General features: G+C 37.3%; 19 protein-coding genes, 11 tRNA genes and 4 riboswitches. Of the genes, 28 read left to right on the top strand and 2 right to left on the bottom strand.

Features of this window, described 5'->3' with window-relative positions; genetic code table 11:
• The first annotated feature begins 51 nt into the window (after positions 1-51).
• The 13 genes from ORL93_RS11185 (at position 52) to ORL93_RS11125 (ending at position 3,359) form a co-directional block, all read left to right on the top strand.
• Positions 52-124: transfer RNA gene (locus ORL93_RS11185), tRNA-Ala, on the top strand.
• A gap of 15 nt (positions 125-139) precedes the next feature.
• Positions 140-232, top strand: a tRNA-Ser gene (locus ORL93_RS11180).
• A gap of 93 nt (positions 233-325) precedes the next feature.
• Positions 326-418, top strand: a tRNA-Ser gene (locus tag ORL93_RS11175).
• 24 nt (positions 419-442) lie between these two features.
• A tRNA-Met gene (locus ORL93_RS11170) sits at positions 443-519 on the top strand.
• Positions 520-522: 3 nt separating this feature from the next.
• Positions 523-598 (top strand) — tRNA-Asp (locus ORL93_RS11165).
• A gap of 10 nt (positions 599-608) precedes the next feature.
• A tRNA-Phe gene (locus ORL93_RS11160) sits at positions 609-681 on the top strand.
• 17 nt (positions 682-698) lie between these two features.
• Positions 699-774 (top strand) — tRNA-Thr (locus tag ORL93_RS11155).
• Between the two features lie 3 nt (positions 775-777).
• Positions 778-848 (top strand) — tRNA-Trp (locus tag ORL93_RS11150).
• Positions 849-859: 11 nt separating this feature from the next.
• Positions 860-936 (top strand) — tRNA-Ile (locus tag ORL93_RS11145).
• Positions 937-939: 3 nt separating this feature from the next.
• Positions 940-1,014, top strand: a tRNA-Asn gene (locus ORL93_RS11140).
• Position 1,015: 1 nt separating this feature from the next.
• A tRNA-Glu gene (locus ORL93_RS11135) sits at positions 1,016-1,087 on the top strand.
• Between the two features lie 175 nt (positions 1,088-1,262).
• Positions 1,263-1,682, top strand: a complete 420-nt coding sequence (locus ORL93_RS11130) for a CBS domain-containing protein (protein WP_006093581.1) — start codon at positions 1,263-1,265, stop codon at positions 1,680-1,682.
• Positions 1,683-2,207: 525 nt separating this feature from the next.
• Positions 2,208-3,359, top strand: a complete 1,152-nt coding sequence (locus ORL93_RS11125) for a DUF3965 domain-containing protein (RefSeq protein WP_006093582.1) — start codon at positions 2,208-2,210, stop codon at positions 3,357-3,359.
• Between the two features lie 120 nt (positions 3,360-3,479).
• On the opposite strand, the gene ORL93_RS11120 is transcribed toward ORL93_RS11125, so the two are convergent.
• Positions 3,480-3,812, bottom strand: coding sequence for a hypothetical protein (locus tag ORL93_RS11120; RefSeq protein WP_018766918.1), 333 nt, complete (start codon positions 3,810-3,812; stop codon positions 3,480-3,482).
• A gap of 6 nt (positions 3,813-3,818) precedes the next feature.
• Positions 3,819-4,220 carry a M23 family metallopeptidase gene (locus ORL93_RS11115; protein WP_097793652.1) on the bottom strand — a complete coding sequence of 134 codons (402 nt, stop codon included), beginning with the start codon at positions 4,218-4,220 and terminating at the stop codon, positions 3,819-3,821.
• A 540-nt stretch (positions 4,221-4,760) separates the two neighbouring features.
• A riboswitch (TPP riboswitch) is annotated at positions 4,761-4,871 on the top strand.
• 61 nt (positions 4,872-4,932) lie between these two features.
• Positions 4,933-5,035, top strand: a riboswitch (TPP riboswitch).
• An 85-nt stretch (positions 5,036-5,120) separates the two neighbouring features.
• Between ORL93_RS11115 and tenA the strand changes: the two genes are divergently transcribed.
• From tenA to kdpA, 15 genes are all read left to right on the top strand, one after another.
• Positions 5,121-5,816, top strand: coding sequence for a thiaminase II (gene tenA, locus ORL93_RS11110; protein ID WP_097793653.1), 696 nt, complete (start codon positions 5,121-5,123; stop codon positions 5,814-5,816).
• Positions 5,785-6,534, top strand: coding sequence for an ABC transporter ATP-binding protein (locus tag ORL93_RS11105; RefSeq protein ID WP_097793654.1), 750 nt, complete (start codon positions 5,785-5,787; stop codon positions 6,532-6,534). Before tenA ends, ORL93_RS11105 begins: the two co-directional genes overlap by 32 nt.
• Positions 6,531-7,283, top strand: coding sequence for an ABC transporter permease (locus ORL93_RS11100; RefSeq protein WP_018782383.1), 753 nt, complete (start codon positions 6,531-6,533; stop codon positions 7,281-7,283). The genes ORL93_RS11105 and ORL93_RS11100 overlap by 4 nt, the downstream gene beginning before the upstream one ends.
• Positions 7,280-8,281 (top strand): ABC transporter substrate-binding protein, encoded by a 1,002-nt coding sequence (locus ORL93_RS11095; protein WP_097793655.1) that lies wholly within the window; start codon positions 7,280-7,282, stop codon positions 8,279-8,281. The genes ORL93_RS11100 and ORL93_RS11095 overlap by 4 nt, the downstream gene beginning before the upstream one ends.
• A 10-nt stretch (positions 8,282-8,291) precedes the next feature.
• Positions 8,292-8,912: a thiazole tautomerase TenI gene (gene tenI, locus ORL93_RS11090; protein WP_097793656.1), complete on the top strand. Its 621-nt coding sequence runs from the start codon at positions 8,292-8,294 to the stop codon at positions 8,910-8,912.
• Positions 8,905-10,023, top strand: a complete 1,119-nt coding sequence (gene thiO / locus ORL93_RS11085) for a glycine oxidase ThiO (protein WP_098160835.1) — start codon at positions 8,905-8,907, stop codon at positions 10,021-10,023. The genes tenI and thiO overlap by 8 nt, the downstream gene beginning before the upstream one ends.
• Before the next feature lie 251 nt (positions 10,024-10,274).
• Complete coding sequence (thiS, locus tag ORL93_RS11080) at positions 10,275-10,478, top strand: sulfur carrier protein ThiS (protein ID WP_006093590.1); 204 nt, start codon at positions 10,275-10,277, stop codon at positions 10,476-10,478.
• A gap of 2 nt (positions 10,479-10,480) precedes the next feature.
• Complete coding sequence (thiG, locus tag ORL93_RS11075) at positions 10,481-11,251, top strand: thiazole synthase (protein ID WP_003195314.1); 771 nt, start codon at positions 10,481-10,483, stop codon at positions 11,249-11,251.
• Positions 11,244-12,263 (top strand): thiazole biosynthesis adenylyltransferase ThiF, encoded by a 1,020-nt coding sequence (locus ORL93_RS11070; RefSeq protein ID WP_265959058.1) that lies wholly within the window; start codon positions 11,244-11,246, stop codon positions 12,261-12,263. Before thiG ends, ORL93_RS11070 begins: the two co-directional genes overlap by 8 nt.
• Before the next feature lie 6 nt (positions 12,264-12,269).
• Positions 12,270-13,082 carry a bifunctional hydroxymethylpyrimidine kinase/phosphomethylpyrimidine kinase gene (gene thiD / locus ORL93_RS11065; protein WP_097793658.1) on the top strand — a complete coding sequence of 271 codons (813 nt, stop codon included), beginning with the start codon at positions 12,270-12,272 and terminating at the stop codon, positions 13,080-13,082.
• 251 nt (positions 13,083-13,333) lie between these two features.
• Positions 13,334-13,481: riboswitch (cyclic di-AMP (ydaO/yuaA leader) on the top strand.
• A gap of 93 nt (positions 13,482-13,574) precedes the next feature.
• Complete coding sequence (locus ORL93_RS11060; protein WP_003195320.1) at positions 13,575-13,973, top strand: hypothetical protein; 399 nt, start codon at positions 13,575-13,577, stop codon at positions 13,971-13,973.
• A gap of 13 nt (positions 13,974-13,986) precedes the next feature.
• Complete coding sequence (locus ORL93_RS11055) at positions 13,987-14,208, top strand: hypothetical protein (RefSeq protein WP_097793659.1); 222 nt, start codon at positions 13,987-13,989, stop codon at positions 14,206-14,208.
• Positions 14,209-14,464: 256 nt separating this feature from the next.
• Positions 14,465-14,608, top strand: a riboswitch (cyclic di-AMP (ydaO/yuaA leader).
• Between the two features lie 101 nt (positions 14,609-14,709).
• On the top strand, positions 14,710-14,814 hold the full coding sequence (locus ORL93_RS11050) for a hypothetical protein (protein WP_016113183.1): 105 nt from the start codon (positions 14,710-14,712) through the stop codon (positions 14,812-14,814).
• Positions 14,811-14,891, top strand: coding sequence for a K(+)-transporting ATPase subunit F (kdpF, locus tag ORL93_RS11045; protein WP_000972378.1), 81 nt, complete (start codon positions 14,811-14,813; stop codon positions 14,889-14,891). The genes ORL93_RS11050 and kdpF overlap by 4 nt, the downstream gene beginning before the upstream one ends.
• A 19-nt stretch (positions 14,892-14,910) precedes the next feature.
• Positions 14,911-16,578 carry a potassium-transporting ATPase subunit KdpA gene (kdpA, locus tag ORL93_RS11040; protein ID WP_006093595.1) on the top strand — a complete coding sequence of 556 codons (1,668 nt, stop codon included), beginning with the start codon at positions 14,911-14,913 and terminating at the stop codon, positions 16,576-16,578.
• The last annotated feature ends 10 nt before the right edge of the window (positions 16,579-16,588 follow it).

The raw sequence follows: 16,588 nt of genomic DNA, 5'->3' as shown, positions 1-16,588 counted from the left end.
GACCAGGGGGTCGCAGGTTCAAATCCTGTCTTCCCGATATTTTTAAAACATGGGGCCTTAGCTCAGCTGGGAGAGCGCCTGCCTTGCACGCAGGAGGTCAGCGGTTCGATCCCGCTAGGCTCCACTTTGGTTATTTATTGGAGGTATACCCAAGTCTGGCTGAAGGGATCGGTCTTGAAAACCGACAGGCGGCGAGAGTCGCGCGGGGGTTCGAATCCCTCTACCTCCTCCATTTTATAATAATTAAAATGGAATGATTGGATAGTTAATAAAAACTATTAGATGTACAAAGATAACTAAAAGATATAATTAATATTTATTTCATGGAGGTATACCCAAGTTAGGCTGAAGGGATCGGTCTTGAAAACCGACAGGCGGCGAGAGTCGCGCGGGGGTTCGAATCCCTCTACCTCCTCCATTTTTTAAAATAATATAATACCGTCGCGGGGTGGAGCAGTTCGGTAGCTCGTCGGGCTCATAACCCGAAGGTCGCAGGTTCAAATCCTGTCCCCGCAACCAAATGGTCCCGTGGTGTAGTGGTTAACATGCCTGCCTGTCACGCAGGAGATCGCCGGTTCGACCCCGGTCGGGACCGCCATTTATATAAAGGCTCGGTAGCTCAGTCGGTAGAGCAGAGGACTGAAAATCCTCGTGTCGGCGGTTCGATTCCGTCCCGAGCCATCTTTTTTTTTTGACAAGCCGGCTTAGCTCAATTGGTAGAGCAACTGACTTGTAATCAGTAGGTTGGGGGTTCAAGTCCTCTAGCCGGCACCACTTAGGGGCATAGTTTAAAGGTAGAACAGAGGTCTCCAAAACCTCCAGTGTGGGTTCGATTCCTACTGCCCCTGTAAAGAAATATGGGCCTATAGCTCAGCTGGTTAGAGCGCACGCCTGATAAGCGTGAGGTCGATGGTTCGAGTCCATTTAGGCCCACCATATTCCGCAGTAGCTCAGTGGTAGAGCTATCGGCTGTTAACCGATCGGTCGTAGGTTCGAGTCCTACCTGCGGAGCCATGGCCCGTTGGTCAAGCGGTTAAGACACCGCCCTTTCACGGCGGTAACACGGGTTCGAATCCCGTACGGGTCATAAAAAAGAGTCAGCAATTAGCTGGCTCTTTTTTTCTTGTGAAAAATATAATGTGAAGTTACGTTCTTTTCTAATATACGATATCGTCAATCCAAAATCCCTCTATTTATTATGAAATAAATAGAGGGATTTTGGAAAAACTATAGTATGTATAAAAAGGAGGGAATAGAGCTACATGACAACAGTTAGAGAATTTATGAGTACCGATATTGTGCAATGTACACCGCTAGATAATGTATATGAAGCCGCTGTGAAAATGAAAGAAGAGGCCATTGGGATGATTCCAATTGTAGAGAATAATCAAGTGGTTGGTCTTGTCACAGATCGTGATTTAGTTGTTCGTGGAATTGCTGAGAAACATCCTGGGTCTAATAAAATTACAAATGTCATGACAACAGAAATTGTTTCCGTATCTCCTGATGACCCTATTGAAAATGCTACAGAGTTAATGGCACAGCATCAAATCAGAAGACTACCTGTAGTTGAGAATGGCGAGCTTGTTGGGATGTTAGCGCTAGGTGATTTAGCAATAGCAGAGAAAGCTGATGATCAAGCTGGATTTGCTTTAAGTGAGATTTCCGAGCATACAGAATAACGAATAGATGCAGATTATTTTCAGGCTAGAAAATACAGTGTATTTAGGTGCTAGAGAATAGGTAAGATTGGATACGTTTTATTCCGCATTAACGGGCAGTAAGCTCCCCCACCTCAAGGTTCAGAGAGAAGCAAGGAAGATAGGTGAGGGATAACTGCCTGTAAAAGCCCGATTGGTGAGGACTTTCCATCAGTGGTGGATGAAGAAAATCCCTACTGATGGAAGTTTCACCTTATTAATACTGCAAGCAAAATTATATTGTTATTAAAACGTATCCAAAATATTAGGCATAGATGTATATAAGGTGTAAAGATGCTTAACTAAGTATATATGAAGAATGATATATGTTAATTTCATTTGAAATTTTGGTTAAAAATTCCTATTGCTAATTTTTGTTATGTTAAAAATGATATAATAAATATAAGTTTTATAATTTATTTTGAATATATTAATATTTATAATGTTATGTTTATCTACTAAGCTATCAAAGGTTTTATATATAAATAGAAATGGAGGGGAAATGATATGAGGGATGTACAAAGTAATCCAAATTGGAATTTGGTTACAGATGTTTATGTAGAACCAAATAATTTTGCGGATTTATTTTCTTTACTTGTACCAAATCATCCAAAAGGCGAAGGAAAAGAACGGACAATTTTAGCTTGGAAAGAAAAAGAATTTTATAAACAAGAAAACTTGGCTCCGTTTATTTTATATGGAATGAATAAGGTGCAGGACTTGCCACAGTTCCATAAGGATGAAATACCAACTTTAATTCGTATTGTTCGTTTATGCCAGAAAATCGGTTGGTATAAGGAAGCGTATACATTTATGGTGAACCAAAGATTAGATGAATTTGTACATACATCTATGGAATATGAAACATGGGATATTTTAACTCAAGTTGTGGCTTGGAACTACTTAATTGTAAAATATAGAATTGGTAAATTGGAAAATGATGATGTAATGATATGGGAAAGAATTAAATTTAATACAGAGTGTATTGAAAAATGTGAGAAGCTATTATCTCATAAGGAAGTAATGGAACTTACATTCTTTTATATTTGCAAACAGGCAAAACTATTGTCTAAAGAACAATTAGATCAAGAGATGATGAATTTAGCAATATACTGCAATACATACGTTTATGACTTATACATATATGACTTATTAAAAAAATATCGTAAGTGTACGGATTTTTTAACATATTATGGACCAAGTCGTTCTGTTGTTGCATGTCAAAGGGCTGTAATTTCTCAAATTTCTGATCGCCTTAATCCATTAAAAACCACGCATGTGGATGATTATCTTTATGTAATGAAAGAAATGATGGAGCACATGTCGTTTGAATTTATGAATCGATATGAGCATTTCATTGGAAAACTATTATCATATGTACCATTTTTTGAAATGATTCAAGTTCCGCAACATGCATATTATTGTGAAGAGTTGATGTATGTTTGTAAAGGAATTGAACATAAGGAAGAACTTTTGCGGAATTATATATTTATACAATTACATGATTGTTTACCGTCATTTATCAAACAATTTCTAAAGAATAAGCGTTATGCAACGATTCATGATATTTTATTTTACTGGTGTGATGATGAACAACGAGTGGGATTAGAGAAGAAATATAATTTGAGTTTTATTTATGAACGATATGCGTGTGGGTAAAGAAAAGTTTTGTGCTTTTCCTTGTTCACTCTCTATAATGTATAAATAAAAAAAGGTCTCACATTTCAAGTGAGACCTTTTTTTATTTAGTCGTAAATGAGAAGTAGACATACGTCCATCCTAAGCTTCTTGTTGTTTCTTACGGTGATCAGGAATGTAAATATATTGGGAAATAATGAGTAGTACCCCTATAAAAAATACAGGGAATATAGCAGCCAGGTGAAAACCACTATAAATAATATTTGTTATTAAACCGCCGATAATAACAAATGCAGTATATATATGAGAAATGTGTTTCTTTAGTCGGATTTTGAATGCTTCCATCAAAGATTCGATAGTAACAAATAAGATAACGATACTCAAAAAAACAATGTTAGTATTGTAAATTACTAAACAACAAATTAAACCGAGAAAAGCCAAATACTCAATTATTAAGGCAATATTACGTGGCATATAATATTACCGAACTAAATACTGCAGTGGATTTACTGCGTTTGTTTTTTCAAAATTCCATTCACCATTATGTAATTCAAAATGGAGGTGCTGCCCAAATGAATGGCCTGTATTTCCCATATGTCCTAACAATTCCCCAGTCTGAACTTGATCACCAACATTTACAATATAACTGTTTTTCCGTTTAGTAGATGTAGAAATATTTGTATTTTTTACGGAGTTAGCATTATTCCTTGTTTTTATTTTATTATTCGAATATAATATTTTTAGATTCGGTTTTATATATTGAGTGTCTTGTGTAGGCAATCCTTGAGCTGCTACAGTACGTGTATCTACTTGAGTTATGGATGGAAGTAGAGATGCGACTGCGACAGTAGTTGTCGTTAAAGCTATAGCTTTCTGTTTCATCTAATATTAGCCCCCCATAGATGTGTTAATACATCCCCTATTATAGTATAAAGATATAATATTTTGTGCATTATTCACATAACTGTAATATGAAATGAGAAAAATAACAATTTTTTAATGGAATCGAAATATATTAAAAGAATAATAGATTAATAATCATTATAATATAGATTAAAGATAATTGATATTTTCTGAATAGGTATATAAATCTAAATTAAAAACTGGGAGAACAGCTTTCTTTTTAGGAGGGAGAGAGCATCCGGCCATGCATAGAAGCGGTTAGATCCTTTTCCTACCCCGTACTAAGTTAAACAAAAAGAGAAAATGAGTACAGGTCACCTTTTATTCTTCATAGCCGCGACTTATATGTTGGAAAATCAAAATGGATATATATATTTATTTTTCATATTTTATATAAGTATAAATTTGATGTAAAGAATTCTTACTTTGTATTGGATTCATGGCTTGTAAATAGGATTGGAATAAGTTAAAACAGTTGCTGATGATGGATGACAGTGTTATACTGACTATGGTAATTTCATATTGTGCTAGGAGAGTTGGTGTTGCCAGCTGAGAGTAAGGCCGAGAGTCTTAGATCCTTTACTACCTGATCTAGATTATGCTAGCGTAGGGAAGCAATTCGGACATTAACAGTAAGTCCCTGTTTCTTTGCGTAAAGAAACAGGGCTTTTTTATTTGACAATTTTATAGTAGAAACCACTAGGGGTGCTTTATGTGCTGAGAGAGGAATAATCCTTAACCCTTACAGACCTGATCTAGATTATGCTAGCGTAGGGAAGTGGAGCAACGAATAAATGTATTTTTATTTGATGTAACCACTTCTTATAGAGGAGTGGTTTTTTATTTGAATAAATTGATATAAAGGAAGGGGAAATATAAATGAAGTTTTGTGAGAGATTATTTGAGACAGTACAGCCTGTTTGGGAAAAAAGTCATAATCACCCATTTGTAACTGGGATGGGGGACGGTACATTAGAAAAAGATAAATTCCAATATTACATCATACAAGATTATTTATATTTACTAGATTATGCAAAATTATATGCAATTGGAGTTGTGAAAGCGACTAATCCACAAGTTATGGCAAAATTTGCAGAACAAATAGACGGCATTTTAAATGGAGAAATGACGATCCATAAACAGTATGCAAAACGCCTTGGTATTTCTGTACAAGAGATGGAAGAGGCAAAACCATCTGCTAAAAATTTAGCGTATACAAACTATATGATGTCAGTATCTCAAAATGGTACGTTTGCAGAGTTAATTGCGGCTCTGCTTCCATGTATGTGGAGCTACTGGGAAATTGGAAAACGTTTAAATGATATTCCAGGAGCAAGGGATCATGAGTTCTTTGGGGAGTGGATTCAAGGATATAGCTCAGAAGAGTATGGAAAACTTTGCATTTGGCTAATGGATTTATTAAATGAACTAGCTGAAGGAAAGTCTGAACAAGAGTTAGACAAATTAGAAGAGATTTTCTTATATTCTAGCCGATTTGAGTATTTATTCTGGGATATGGCGTATCGTAAGGAGATGTGGGGTTTTGAGGAGCAAGGGCATACTACAATTTCATAATGTTTCCTTTCATTATGATGAAAAGCCAATTATAAAGGGTCTGGATGCCTCGGTACAGGAAAAAGAGTTTGTTAGCATCATTGGACCGAGTGGCTGTGGCAAAAGTACATTGTTTCGTTTAATTACAGGATTAGAAGAACCGACGGCTGGAACGATTCAACTTACAGAAACCTCGAGTCATCCTGTAGGGTATATGCCACAAAAAGATATGCTTCTGCCATGGAGAACAATTATTGAAAATGCAGCACTGCCGTTAGAATGCCAGGGGATAAAGAAAAAAGAAGCTCATCTAAAAGCAAAGAGGCTCTTAGAGCAATTTGGTTTGCAAGGATACGAGAACAAATATCCGAAAGATTTATCAGGGGGTATGCGGCAAAGAGTATCCTTTATTCGAACCTTATTAACAGGCGGGGACATTTTATTGTTAGATGAGCCGTTTAGCGCATTAGATGCATTAACGAAAGCAACGTTGCAAGAATGGTTGTTTGAGCAATGGAAACAGTGGCAAAAAACCATTTTATTTATTACACACGATGTAGAAGAAGCACTTTTTCTTTCTAATCGGATTTTAATAGTGACAGAGCAGCCTATAACAACTTTAACGGAGCGTGTTGTACCACTTGGAACGGAGCGCTCAAGAAAAGATTTGCATAAGCCTGAGATACTAGGGCTAAAAGATGAGTTACTCGGTATGCTGCAAAGGCAGGTGCTCGTATGAAACGTGTGACAGAGCTACTACCTGCACTGATTTTAAGTAGCATACTGCTCATAGCTTGGGAAGTGGGGGCTAGAATTGTAGATGAGATGTATATTTTGCCATCCCCTACTGCAATTCTAGCTAAAATGTGGGCACTGCGTGACATATTACTTACAGTTCATTTGCCAGCAACCTTATATGTAGTCTTAATCGGTGTAGTTATTTCTATTGTACTTGGTGTTGGACTGGCGATGTCTATGAATGCGAGTAAATGGATAGAAAGAGCTTTTTATCCGTTACTAGTTGCTTCACAAACGATTCCAATTACTGCTTTAGCACCATTATTTGTTTTATGGTTTGGCTATTCAATTTGGAGCAAAGTCGTTGTGACAGTTTTGATTACCTTTTTCCCCATTGCGGTAAATACGTATGATGGATTGCGCAGCACGAAAAAGGAATGGGAGGAGCTTTTAGTGACATATGGTGCAACGAAAAAAGATATTTTTCTAAAGTTAAAGTTGCCATCTGCACTTCCGTACTTTTTCTCTGCTTTAAAAATTGCTGTTCCACTTAGTGTCATTGGAGCAGCAATTGGTGAGTGGCTTGGTGCACAAGCTGGTTTAGGATACTTTAGTAAACGAATGATGACACAGTTAGACGGAGCTGGTGTGTTTGCACCGATTGTGCTTCTATCATTACTAGCTATTTTATTTGTATTATTTGTTTCTATATTAGAAAAGAAATTCATTAGTTGGAGGAAACATTCATGAAATTATTCAAACGCATCTTTGTGTTTACATTATTAGTTGTAATGATTGCAGGATGTTCTAGCAATTCATCATCAGAAAAGAAAAAGGCTGAAAAAGAAGTAACAGTTATGCTCGACTGGTATCCAAATGCGGTGCATAGCTTTATCTATGCAGCGATTGAAAAAGGATACTTTAAAGAAGAAGGAGTAAAGGTGAATATTAAATTCCCTTCTAATCCAACCGATCCATTAACATTAGCGGCAGCGGGGAAAGTAACAGTTGGTTTATATTATCAACCAGACGTTGTCATTGCAAAAGCGAATGAACAAATTCCAGTGAAATCAATCGGAGCTGTGGTCCGTTCACCATTAAATCACGTCGTATCATTAAAATCAGCGGGAATCAATTCACCAAAAGATTTAGAAGGAAAGACAGTTGGTTATTCTGGAACACCTTTAAGTGAAGCGTATTTAAAAACGATGGTAAAAGAAGCTGGTGGTAATCCTGATACTGTAAAAGTAGTAGATGTTGGATTTGATTTAGTACCAGCATTAATTACGAAAAAAGTAGATGCTGTCACAGGTGCTTATATTAACCATGAAGTTCCTGTTATGCGTCATGAAGGCCATGAACCAGCGTACTTCAACCCAGCTGACTATGGTGTACCAAATTATCATGAACTTGTTTTTGTAACAGGTGATAAAACGTTGAAAAAAGATAAAGAAGCGTTGCAAGCCTTTTTACGAGGTGCGAAAAAAGGATATGAATTTATGAAAAAGAATCCAGACGAAGCACTGGGTATTTTATTAAATTATCAAGAAAAGGAAAATTTCCCACTTGTTCCAGAAGTTGAAAAAGAAAGTATGAAAATTTTGTTAGAGAAAATGGAAACGAAAGATGAGCCATTTTTATCAGATACGAAAGAGTCATGGGAAAAACAAAATAAATGGTTGAAAGAAAAAGGCATGACAAAAGAGAGTGTTCCTGCCAATGAATTATTCGAAAATATTTTAAAGTAGGCGAGTGAATATGAAAGATGAGCTCCACGTTATCTCAAATGGCCAGATGGCATTCGAAGAGTTAGCGAATGTAGCGATGAAAATTGAGAGTGAGATTGATTATTTGCATATTCGTGAGCGAGAGAAAAGTACGAAAGAGTTATATGAAGGTGTGGAAGGTCTCCTCAAAGGAGGCTTTCCGGCATCTAAGCTTGTGATTAATGATCGAATCGATATTGCAATTCTATTAAATATTCCTCGCGTACAATTGGGATATCGAAGTGCTGATGTCAGGTCTGTAAAGGAAAAGTTTTCTTATTTGCATGTTGGTTATTCTGTGCATTCTTTAGAAGAAGCGATAGTAGCGTTCAAAAATGGAGCAGATTCACTTGTTTATGGTCATGTATTTCCAACGAGTTGTAAGAAAGATGTTCCGGCAAGAGGGTTGGAAGAGATTTCAGATATAGCAAGGCGATTAACGATACCGATTACAGCTATTGGAGGGATAACACCTAAAAATATAGGAGAGGTTCTTAGAGCTGGCGTGAGTGGTATTGCTGTTATGTCTGGGATTGTAAGTGATAGTAATCCGTATAAGCAGGCAAGGTTGTACAAGGAGACAATAAGAAAGGGGGCGAAAAATCATGAGTAAGAAGTATGATGTAGCCATTATTGGCGGCGGTGTGATTGGGAGTTCAGTTGCACATTTTCTAGCGGAAAGAGGATACCAAGTTGCAATTGTTGAGAAACAAAGGATTGCGTCTGAAGCTTCTAAAGCAGCGGCAGGTTTACTTGGTGTACAGGCGGAGTGGGATGCGTACGATCCACTATTTGAGCTTGCTAGAAAAAGCCGTGCAATATTTCCACAACTTGCAGCAGCTTTACGTGAAAAAACGGGTATTGATATTGGATATGAAGAAAAAGGTATATATCGTATAGCCCAAAATGAAGATGAGAAGACAAGAATACTAGATATTATGGGCTGGCAACAGAAAATAGGTGAAGAATCATATTTTCTGACAGGAGATGAGCTTTATGAAAAAGAGCCATTCCTCTCTTCATCGATCATTGGGGCTGTATATTATCCAAAAGATGGTCATGTTATTGCACCGGAACTTACAAAGGCATTTGCACACTCTGCGGCCATTTCTGGTGCTGATATATATGAACAAACAGAAGTATTTGATATCAAAATAGAAGACAACCGAGTAGTAGGAATTGTTACGAATGAAGGTATGATTACATGTGAAAAGGTAGTAATTGCTGGTGGTTCGTGGAGTACAAAACTACTTCATCATTTTCATAGTGATTGGGGTACATATCCTGTAAAAGGAGAAGTTGTTGCCGTAAGGAGCCGTAAACCATTGCTGCAATCTCCTATTTTCCAAGAGCGGTTTTATATCACGCCAAAACGTGGTGGACGCTATGTAATTGGAGCAACGATGAAGCCTCACACGTTTAATAAGTCTGTACAACCAGAAAGTATTACTTCGATATTAGAACGTGCTTATACAATCTTGCCGGCTTTGAAAGAAGCTGAATGGGAAAGTACGTGGGCGGGATTACGCCCGCAATCTAATCACGAGGTTCCTTATATGGGGGCACACGAGGAAATAAAAGGATTATATGCTTGTACCGGTCATTACAGAAACGGTATTTTATTAAGTCCCGTTTCTGGTCAATATATGGCAGATTTAATAGAAGGAAAGCAAGGGAATTATTTGCTAGATTCATTGGTTTCTAAATCAATTTATCCTGCATGAACTGGCAGTAAACGCCTGATTGATGGGGGATAAAGAGAACACATGTTGATTAAAGTTTCACTTTATATAAATGTATTTTGATTTTTTAACATGTAAGTCAATGTGACAAAGAATAAAAGCTGAACTACACTCGTTTTTTTTCTTTGTTTTTACTTGGCATGGGGCAGGAAAAGGATCTGACCGCTTCTATGCATGGTCGGATGCTCTCTCCCACCTAACAAGAAAGGTTTATATAGAAAGGGGATGGAAGTTTGAATTTGAAAATTAATGGTAAGCAAGTAGAGGTACCTGGGAGTGTTAAGACAGTAGCAGAATTGCTTACACATTTAGGATTGGATACAAAAATTGTTGTGGTGGAACGTAACCAAGATATTTTGCAAAAAGAAGACCATCGAGATATATCTGTTTTTGATGGAGACCAAATTGAGATTGTAACTTTCGTAGGAGGCGGTTGATTATGTTGAACATTGGACCATTTACATTTCATTCTAGACTTTTATTAGGAACAGGGAAATTTTCTGATTTTGATGTGCAAAGAAAAGCAATTGAAGTATCAGAGGCAGAAATTTTAACATTTGCAGTACGTCGTATGGATATATTTGATGCAGACCAACCCAATTTATTAGAAAAAATTGATGTAAAAAAATATACATTACTCCCAAATACAGCAGGGGCAAAAAATGCTGAAGAAGCAGTTCGTATTGCGAAATTAGCAAAAGCTTCAGGGCTTTGTGACATGGTAAAAGTAGAGGTTATTGGTGATGACAGAACGTTATTACCTGATCCAGTGGAGACTTTAAAAGCCTCTGAAATGTTGTTAGAAGAAGGATTTATTGTTCTTCCTTATACATCTGATGATGTTGTATTAGCACGTAAATTACAGGAACTTGGTGTTCATGCGATTATGCCTGGTGCATCACCAATTGGCTCAGGACTTGGAATTGTAAATCCATTAAACTTAAGCTTTATTATTGAACAAGCAAAAGTACCGGTAATTGTGGATGCAGGTGTTGGTAGCCCAGCTGATGCAGCATTTGCGATGGAATTAGGAGCGGATGGTGTGCTATTAAATACAGCTGTATCTGGAGCGAAGGATCCTATTAAAATGGCAGAAGCAATGAAATTAGGTATTCATGCAGGACGTTTAGGATTTGAAGCAGGACGTATTGCACGTAAGCGTTGTGCGACAGCAAGTAGCCCGTTAGAAGGAATGAGCGTAGTTGAATAATCGATATTCTCGCCAAGAGTTATTTTCTCCAATTGGTGAAAAAGGGCAGCAAAAAATAGGCGGAAAGCATGTGTTAATCATTGGTGCTGGGGCACTTGGTAGCGCGAATGCAGAGATGCTTGTAAGAGCTGGCGTCGGCCATGTGACGATTGTGGATCGCGATTATATTGATTGGAGCAATTTACAACGTCAGCAGCTATATTGTGAGGAGGATGTAGAAAGTAATCTTCCGAAGGCTGTAGCAGCACAAAGACGTTTGCAAGCGATTAATAGCAATGTAATTGTAGAAGCATATGTTCAAGATGTGACAGCAGAGGAATTAGAACAGCTTGTTACAAATGTCGATGTAATGATTGATGCGACTGATAATTTTGAAACACGTTTTATCGTTAATGATATATCACACAAACATTCAATTCCGTGGGTTTATGGGGCGTGTGTAGGAAGTTACGGCCTTTCTTATACGATTTTACCAGGAAAAACGCCATGTTTATCTTGTTTATTACAATCTATTCCGCTTGGCGGAGCAACATGTGATACAGCAGGTATTATTTCACCTGCTGTATCTCTCGTTGTTTCTCATCAAGTAACGGAAACGATTAAAATTTTAGTAGAGGATTATGAAGCACTTCGTGATGGACTTGTGTCGTTTGATGTATGGAAAAACGAATATTCATGTATGAATGTGCAAAAGCTTCGAAAGCCGAATTGTCCATCATGTGGTGGGGAAGCACTCTACCCATATTTAAGTAAAGAGAATACATCGAAAACTGCAGTTTTATGTGGAAGAAATACAGTTCAAATTAGACCTCCTTATAAAGAACAATTAGATTTTAAACGATATAAAGAGCTGCTGCGCGATCGCGTAGCAGATTTAATGGTAAATCCCTATTTATTATCATTTTCAGTTGAAGGAAAGCGACTAGTTGCCTTTCAAGATGGACGCGTACTTGTGCATGGAACAAAAGGTATAGTAGAAGCAAAAACGATTTATCATCGCTATTTTGGATAGAAAAGGATGAGTGAGATGAAAGTGAATAAAGCTTTAACAATTGCTGGATCAGATAGCGGCGGTGGTGCAGGTATTCAAGCAGATTTAAAAACATTTCAAGAGCTTGGTGTATATGGAATGACAGCTATTACAGCTATTACAGCTCAAAACACACTTGGTGTGCAAGGAGTATATCCTGTTATACTTGAAGGGATTCAGGAGCAATTAAATTCAATTGGTGCTGATTTAACACCAGATGCTGTTAAGCTCGGCATGCTATTTAGTAGTGAAATTATTAAGGTCGTTGCAGAAAATATTAAAAAGTTTGGCTGGAATAATATTGTACTAGATCCTGTTATGATTGCAAAAGGTGGAGCATCATTGTTACAACAAGAAGCTGTGCAAGCATTAAAGGAATATTTATTGCCTATTGCAACAGTTGTGACTCCGAATGTACCGGAAGCAGAAGCATTAACAGGGATGGAGATTCATAACATCCAAGATAGTAAAGAAGCTGCAAAAGAGTTGCATAGATTAGGAGCCAAGTACGTTCTTATGAAAGGTGGACATGCGGATTATCAAGGAAATGAAGTTATTGATTTCTTATTTGATGGTGAACAATTTATTGAGTATAGAAGTGAAAGAATTGATTCAAAACAAACGCATGGTAGCGGTTGTACATTTGCATCTGCTGTAACGGCAGGACTTGCAAATGGGTATCCAATCGAAGAAGCGGTTCGAGAAGCGAAAAAGTTTATTAGCATAGCAATTGAACAGCAATTGAATATTGGAAGTGGTCATGGGCCAACGAACCATTTTGCATATAAAGTGAAACTTTAATCAGTGGAGAGCTTCATCCCCCACTGATTATTAGCCTTTACCAATCGGGCTTTTACAGGCAGTTGATTCCCCATCTAGTAGCTTTTGCTTTCGCTGCATTTTTTGGGATCTTACTGCCTGTTAATGCGGGGCAAACGTCAAGAAACCCGTGCATAAATATTCAAGTTTTGATGGGGAAGTCAGTTTTATAACTGGCTTTTTTTATTGTTTACTTTTTCCATATTTAGGAGTATTATATCAGCCAGAATCTGTTTTTTGTAACGCTGAGTCCGATTCATTTGGAGCGGGGGAACCAAATTGTGCATGGTCACTAGGGGTGAATCTTTCATGATGAAAGTAGGGCTACTCTCAAAGTCCGAATCCGACAGCTAACTTCGTAAGCGTCTTGAGAGAGGATGGTGCATGGATGGATACATCACTTCATCGGTCTGACTAGTATAGGAGAATATCAATCTATATTTGAATTCTTTTATGCTAAGGAGGATGATGTACATGGATGGGGAAAAAGAGGTAACGCTCATTTGTGTAGGGGAAGAGGAAAAAGTAAACAGTTTACGAGAATTAGTGCCTTTTCAACAAGATATGATTATTTTTACCGCAACTGAACATGTAGCGGCTGAAGTGCGAGCATGTGGATTTGAATCAACTTATTGTTGCAATGGTGAGCAGAATTTAACTAATATTTGCAAGAGGATTAAAAAAGTAATCCTGCTAGGAGATGAGCTTCCAACAGTTAGCTTTTTTACCGAGCGTATTCGATTTTCTTTTCAAGCACCTATTACAGTTGTCACAAGAAATAAAAGATATCCAGTAAGGCTCTATCAAACAATTGGAGCTACATTTGTAGTGTTTACAAATTGTGATAACATTTCTTTTTTATTTTTTGAATAGGGCGGGGGAAGTGATGATGAAGGTGTTATTACGCGAGGATATAGCGCATCGTTGGGCAGTATCAGTAGAGCGAGTTCAAGAATTAGCAATGGATTCTATGTTTCCAAAACCATATATGATATTGCCATCAGAAGAGAGTTTGTATTTAGAAACGGATATTATTGCGTATGAAATGCGGCATGTGGAACTAACACGAGTCTATATTCGTGGGAGAAACTTGCGTTCATTTTTATAATGCAAAAAGGGAATGAATTCAAGGTACTATTAAAACGGTACTCAAATTCATTCTCTTTTTTTATTTCATATTAAAAATCGATTTTGATGAAAAAGAAAGAAAAGACAAGGAAACAGATGATAAAATATTAATCTTAATCAATGTAAGCGTTTAAATGATGAAATATTTTCTTATTTTAGGTAATTTTACTCTTTACAAGTTAAATATAGAGGAGTATATTTACATTCATAAATTGTTCATAAATATTTCCAAAAACAACCTGATATCGCTGAGTCCAGAAATGGAGCGGGGGAACCAATTTTGTGCATTGTCACTTGGGGTGAATCTTTCATTACGAAAGTAGGGCTACTCTTTAGGCCCGAATCCGACAGCTAACCTCGTAAGCGTTTGGAGAGGAGGTTTACTTTTGTGTTGTTCATTTTTGAACACTGAGTAGAGCCTCAGTGTTCTTTTTTTGATGGGTATATGGTAAAATTTAACATTCAAAAGTGAGGGATTATAATGCTTGATGTTGTGATGATCGGAATCTGTGTTGTATTGGTAGCATCTATGATAGGGCTAGCGAGCTGGTCAGATAAAGTTGTGAAAGAAGGGAAGCAATCATGATGATTGCCTTATCGGTTATTGTTGCAGCAATTACGGTGTATTTAGTTTATGCGTTATTAAATCCAGAAAAGTTTTAACTAGGGGGAAGCATTTATTATGATTTGGGTCGCAGTTGTAATCACAATGTTGTTATTCATTCTTGTCGCAAAGCCAACGGGTACTTATTTAGAGAAAGCCTTTCAAGGAAATAGCAGATTAGAAAAAGTATTTGGGCCTTTTGAAAAGATTATTTTCAAAATTGCAGGTGTTAAAGCGTATAACCAGAGTTGGAAACAATACGCTTTATCGCTAGTTGCACTCAATGGTTTCATGATCGTTGTTGTATACTTCATCTTTCGCTTACAAGGCGTGCTTCCATTAAATCCGGCTCATATTGAAGGGATGGAGCCAACGCTTGCTTTTAATACAGCAATCAGCTTTATGGCGGATACAAACTTACAGCATTATAGCGGCGAAAACGGATTATCTTATTTATCACAATTAATTGGGATCACATTTTTAATGTTTGCTGCACCGGCAACGACATTAGCACTTGTTATGGCTTTTATAAGAGGATTAGCAGGCAAGGAACTGGGGAACTTTTTCGTTGATTTTACTCGAGCTTTAACAAGGGTCTTTCTTCCCATTGCATTTGTTGCAGCACTGATTTTTGTTGCGCTTGGTGTACCGCAAACTTTAGACGGAGCAGTTACAGCACAAACAATTGAAGGTGTGAAACAGAGTATTTTGCGTGGTCCTGTAGCTTCATTTGTTTCAATTAAGGAACTTGGTAACAATGGTGGCGGATTCTTCGGAGCAAACTCCACACATCCATTTGAGAATCCAGGACAAATCAGTAACATCTTACAAATGATGCTCATGATGTTACTGCCAACAGCTTTACCGTTTACGTATGGACGAATGGTTGGCAATAAGAAACAAGGGCGTATCCTTTTCGTTTCCCTATTTATGGTATTTTTAATTGGGTTTGTAACGATTGTTTCATCTGAATTACATGGGAATCCAGTATTAAATCAAATGGGTATGGAACATGTGCAAGGCAGTACAGAAGGAAAAGAAGTACGATTTGGAACAGTCTTTTCTTCACTGTATGCGACAGTAACAACAGCAGCTGAAACAGGTGCAGTTGATACAATGCATGATACGTTAACACCAATTGGTGGATTGGTACCACTTGTAAACATGATGTTAAATACAGTGTTTGGTGGTGTTGGAGCAGGTTTTGTCAATATCATTATGTACGCAATTATTGCAGTCTTTATATCTGGATTAATGGTTGGACGGACACCAGAATTTTTAGGTAAGAAAATTGAAGGAAAAGAAATGAAATTAATTGCGGTAACAATATTATTTCATCCATTGCTTATTTTAGGATTTTCAGCATTGGCCCTTTCAACTCATTTAGGGACGGATGCGATTTCTCATTCAGGTTTTCATGGTTTAACGCAAGTTGTATATGAGTATACATCTTCTGCTGCCAACAATGGATCTGGATTTGAGGGACTAGGAGATAATACACCATTTTGGAATATTACAACTGGTTTAGTAATGTTTTTAGGACGTTATTTCAGTTTAATTACGATGTTAGCTGTCGCAGCTTCATTGAAAGAGAAGACGGTAGTGCCAGAAACAGTAGGAACGTTCCGCACAGATAATAGTTTATTTGGGGGCATTTTCATTGGAACAATTGTAATTGTTGGTGCATTAACGTTCTTCCCAATGTTAGTGCTAGGACCAATTGCAGAATTTCTTACATTGAAGTAATGGAGGGTAA

The organism is Bacillus sp. DHT2 (genome assembly GCF_026241455.1).
Lineage (GTDB): Bacteria > Bacillota > Bacilli > Bacillales > Bacillaceae_G > Bacillus_A > Bacillus_A pseudomycoides.
The sequence above is the reverse complement of the archived record's forward strand: the minus strand, read 5'-3'. Positions and strand labels throughout refer to the sequence as shown.